We start from the raw sequence: 4,425 nt of genomic DNA, 5'->3' as shown, positions 1-4,425 counted from the left end.
GACGCTGCACCCGGCGCACGTACCGGCCGATCCAGGCCCGGCCCGGCCGGGCGGGCGGCGCCCCCACCCCGGGCAGCGCGCCGACCGCCCCGGCCCTCAGGTCCCAGGCCCGGCCGGCGATGCGGGCCGCGGCGGCCGGCTACCCGGCCGCCGAGCCGGTCCGGTCCAGCTCCGTCCGCAGCGCGACCGCCTGCAGCGCGGCCACGCTCATGCCCTGCCCGAAGGTCGGGTCGACGCTGCACACGGCGTCACCGATGGCCACGTAACCCGCCGGCGGGGCGGGGAACCGGCGCCGCCGGCAGTCCGGGAAGCGGTAGGCCCAGGCCGGATGCCGCAGCGTCCGACCCGTGAGCAGGGTGGCCAGGTCCGGCGTGACCAGGCTGCGCGCGAACGCTTCCAGCCCGTCCGGGTCCACCGGCACGGGCTCGTCGAGATAGCTGAACAGGGTGATCGTCCAGCTGCCGTCCTCCTGGCGCAGGGCCACGCCGCCACGGGGGACCGCCGGGGTGGCGGCCGCGACCAGGAACGAGCGGCCGGCCAGATCGTCGGTCCGGGCGACCACGTGGACGGTCGCGTAGCGCACGCCGACCGCGATCCGGTCCTCGACCGGCGGCCGGGCCCCGATGCGGGGCAGCCACCGGGCGGCCCGCCCGGCGCGCCCGGAGGCGTCGACCACCAGGTCCGCCGTGATCGCCCGGTCCCGGCCGTCGGGCCCGCGGACGTGCACCCCGGTCACCCGCGCGGCGTCGCCGCGCAGGCCCAGGACGTCGGTGCCGCCTGAGATCTCGACCGTGGGCCGGTCTCGCACCAGCTCCCGGACGACGTGTTCGAACTCCGGCCGGGACGCACTCAGGCCGCGGACACCCAGGTCGCAGTCGACGATCAGGCCGCCGCCGATCCACCAGCGCCCGGACCGGCCGAGATCGCCGCTGCCGATGCCGCCGTCGGCGACGACCCGGTCGGTGAAACCGGGCAGCAGCCGCTCGATCGACGCCCGCCCGGAGGCGAGTAGACCGTGCGAGTGCCGGGCCTGCGGGGTGCTCGGCCGCCCGGCCGGGCCGGCCGGCAGCGGATCGCGGTCCAGGACCACCACCCGGGCGGCGTGCGGGGCGACGGCCGCGGCGGCGAGCAGGCCGGCCACGCTGCCGCCGATGACCACGACGGTGTCCAGGGCGGGTCGAGGGGACATGGCGGGCTCCATCCGGACGGTGCGGGTGCGGGTGCCGCCCACCGTCGCGGACCGGGATGGTCACCCACCAGGTCATCGACTGCTCATCGTCCGGTCATTCCGGGTCGGGCGACCCGCGCACCTCCCACTCCCACAGCCGGTCCTGGAGCAGCCGGGTGCCGCGGGCCAGATGCCGCCGGTAGGTGCTGAACGACGTGCCGACGACCTCGGCGGCCCGCTCCTGGGACCCGGCCGGCCGCAGGTAGGTCCGGTCCAGGACCCGGCCGGCCAGGTCGGTCGCCGGGTCCTGGCGCAGGCCGTCCACGGCGCGGCGGATCAGCCGGGGCAGCACCTGGGCCGGATCGCCGCCCGGACCGACCAGGCCGGACTCGGCCAGCGGGTTGGCCCGGACCCGCTCCGGCCGGCGCAACTCCTTGAGCAGCCCGAGGACCGCGTCGTCGAAGTCCCGGCGGGCCAGGGCGATCCGCGCCGCGACCGGCGGCGCGGCGCTGCCGTCCTCGTCGAGTTCCTGGGCGGTCATCGCGGCCAGCCAGGTGTCGAACCCACCCCGGGCGAAATCGCGCGCCCACACGCCGATCTCGGCGGTGCCCCCGCGCCCGTCGGGAACCGGGCAGGCGCCGAGTCGCTCGAACCCGATGTAGCGCCACATCGGCGCCCACACCGGCTCCAGGGCGGTGACCAGGACCGTCCAGCCCAGCCCGCGCAACCGCCAGGCCCGCAGGCTCAGCGCGGCCGCCTGGTCGGCGACGACGCCCGGGGCGGCCGGGTCCCCGGCGGCCACGGCGTTCTGCAGCAGGACCGGTTCGCCGGCCGCGGGCGGCCGGCGCTCGACCAGGCGCGCCCACGCCCATCGTGCGACGGGGTCGCGGTCGAGGTCGCCGGGGCCGGCCCGGTCGAGCCGCACGATCATCCCGGCGCCCGTCCGCCGACCCTGCCCGTCCTCGAAGACCGTCCAGGCCGCGGGTTGCGCCGCCAGCCAGTGCTCGGCCGCCGCCGCGCGGTGCTCGACCGCGCAGATCCGGCCCAGCCACCCGGCCTCGTCGGGGCGGGCCGGGCGGGCCACCACGCCGCCCAGATCGGCGAACGCGTAGAGCGACGCGGCCGCTGGGTTGTGCCGGTGCAGGTGGAACAGGTCACCGGCCAGCCGGTCGTGCTCGCGGTCGCCGGCCCGGTCCATCCGGTCGACGATCACCTGCCGGATCGCCCCGTGCAGGTCCACGAACGCCTGCCGGTCCCGCCAGCGCAGATCCCGGTCGAGGACGTCCTTGACCACGTCGTGCACGCTCAGGCCGTCGGGATGCGATTCGGCGTAGGGGCGCGTCCGCAACCAGGCCAGCAGGTCGTCCGCGGCCTCGTCGTCCAGGGGGCCGCCCGGCGGGTCGGTGGCCAGCGCGGCCCGGAGCAGCCCGCGGTCGACCCGGCGGGCGAGCCCGCACACGTGCAGGGCGCGGCGTTGTCGTGGGGTGGCGACGTCGTCCAGGAAGCGTTCGACCAGGGCCGCGGTGACATCGGGGTGGCCGAGCAGATGGCCCGCGCGCAGGGGAGTGGCCGGGCCGGCCTGCCGGTGCACGTCCGCGGCGACGACGATCGCCAGCGGGTGCCCGCGGCTGGAGCCGGCCAGCAGGGCTGCATCCTCCGGATCGGTGATGCCGTGGTCGGCGATCAGCGCGGCCGCCGCCGTCCGGTCCAGGTTGCGCAGGGCGAGAACGACCCCGCAGGCGGTGAACGCGGGATCGGACCGCCAGTCGTCGGGCGGCGGGTGCCGGCCCGAGAGCAGCACGTGCACGCCGGCCGGCAGGCCCGGCAGCCAGTCGCGCCACAGCCAGGCCGACAGGCCCGCGAGTGCCTCGAACCGATCGAGCAGCACCACGGTGCTGGCGCCGACCCGGCCCTGCACCGCGGCCCGGAACTCGCCGGGGGTGGGCTCGAGGTCGGCGCCGTCCACGCGCAGCACCGGCCGGCCCTCCTGCTCCAGGTCGTAGCCGAACGCGTCGAGCAGGGCGGACTTGCCCACCCCGCCGGGCCCGTGCAGGACGGCGACCGTGAGGTCGGGGGAGCCGGCCCACCGGTGCAGGCGCGCCAGCTCGTCGGCCCGGCCGTGCAGCCGGCGCCGCCGGGCGCGGGCCAGCAGCTCGCCGGCGCGGGGGACCGCGCCGCCGGCGCCGGCCGAGCCGGCCGATTCGGACATGGAGACATCGTCGCGCAGAGCGGGCCCGCTGTCAGGGTCCGCCGCGACGCGGATCCGGGCCCAAGTTCACGGCCGGCGGTCCTGGTCCGCGGGGCCGTTCGCGGGGCCCGCTCGAGGTTGACTGCTGGCGGACGGCTGCCAGCATGCGACGGCGCCGAACGGCAGGCCGGCGCCGATCACCTTGCCGAACGTCATCAGGTCCGGCTGCCAGCCCTCGAGCGCGCCGATGACAGGGCGGGCCCGTGCCCGCTGTTGGCTTGACCGCTTCACGGACGAATCGATGTTCGAATAAGTTCGTCTTAACAGGCTTTATAGTATGATCGTTCCTATGAATGCTGGTACCATCGGACTCATGTCGAGCACCGCGCAGGCCATCGCCTTTCGCGCGCTGCTGGCTGGGCTCGGCACCACCGGCAGCGACGCCGACCTGATCGACGAGATCACCGCCCTGGAGCAACTCACCACCGCGATCAGTGCCCGGCAGGCCCGCCTCACCGACGCCTTCGCCACCCGCCACCGCGCCCGGCTCATCGAGAACGGCATGGCCACCGCCGACGCCCGCCGCTCCGTCTGCGCCCAGATCGCCCTCGCCCGCCGGGACAGCCCGCAGAGGGGCAGCCGGCACGTCGGCCTGGCCCATACCCTGGTCCACGAACTGCCGCAGATCCTGCAGGTGATGGAACACGGCGAGGGCAGCGAATGGCGGGCCACCCTCATCGCCCGGGAAACCACCCACCTCAGCCCCGACGACCGCGCCCGGATCGACGCCGCCATCGCCCCCCACCTGTCCGGGTGGAGTGATCAGCACACTGCGCAGCAGGCCCGCGGCTGGGCCCACCGTCTCGACCCGAACGGGGCTGCCGATCGCGCCCGTCAGGCGGTCACCGACCGGCGGGTCACGATCCGACCCGCCCCCGACTGCATGACCTACCTGACCGCGCTGCTCCCCCTGAAAGAAGGCGTCAGCGTCTACGGGGCCCTGCACCGCGCCGCGATGACCGCCAACAGCACCGCCGACGACCACCGCAGCAAGGGCCAGGTCATGGCC

3 protein-coding genes are annotated in these 4,425 nt (G+C 76.3%); 1 reads left to right on the top strand and 2 read right to left on the bottom strand.

Features of this window, described 5'->3' with window-relative positions; all coding sequences use genetic code 11:
- Positions 1 to 139: 139 nt before the first annotated feature.
- On the bottom strand, positions 140 to 1,189 hold the full coding sequence (locus ACOJUF_RS11020; protein ID WP_420121897.1) for an NAD(P)/FAD-dependent oxidoreductase: 1,050 nt from the start codon (positions 1,187 to 1,189) through the stop codon (positions 140 to 142).
- Between the two features lie 94 nt (positions 1,190 to 1,283).
- Positions 1,284 to 3,377 carry a hypothetical protein gene (locus ACOJUF_RS11015; RefSeq protein ID WP_420121896.1) on the bottom strand — a complete coding sequence of 698 codons (2,094 nt, stop codon included), beginning with the start codon at positions 3,375 to 3,377 and terminating at the stop codon, positions 1,284 to 1,286.
- A 352-nt stretch (positions 3,378 to 3,729) separates the two neighbouring features.
- Here ACOJUF_RS11015 and ACOJUF_RS11010 point away from each other — a divergent pair.
- Positions 3,730 to 4,425: DUF222 domain-containing protein (locus tag ACOJUF_RS11010; protein WP_420121895.1), on the top strand; the 696-nt coding region annotated here is incomplete at its 3' end.

The sequence above is a fragment of the Nakamurella sp. genome (assembly GCF_048594475.1).
Classification (GTDB): Bacteria; Actinomycetota; Actinomycetes; order Mycobacteriales; family Nakamurellaceae; genus Nakamurella.
This window is presented reverse-complemented; position numbering and strand designations above follow the sequence as displayed.

Excerpts from the sequence above, each read along its gene's own strand:
- ACOJUF_RS11020 (WP_420121897.1), bottom strand. The coding sequence starts at position 1,189 with ATGTCCCCTCGACCCGCCCTGGACACCGTCGTGGTCATCGGCGGCAGC.
- ACOJUF_RS11015 (WP_420121896.1), bottom strand. The coding sequence starts at position 3,377 with ATGTCCGAATCGGCCGGCTCGGCCGGCGCCGGCGGCGCGGTCCCCCGC.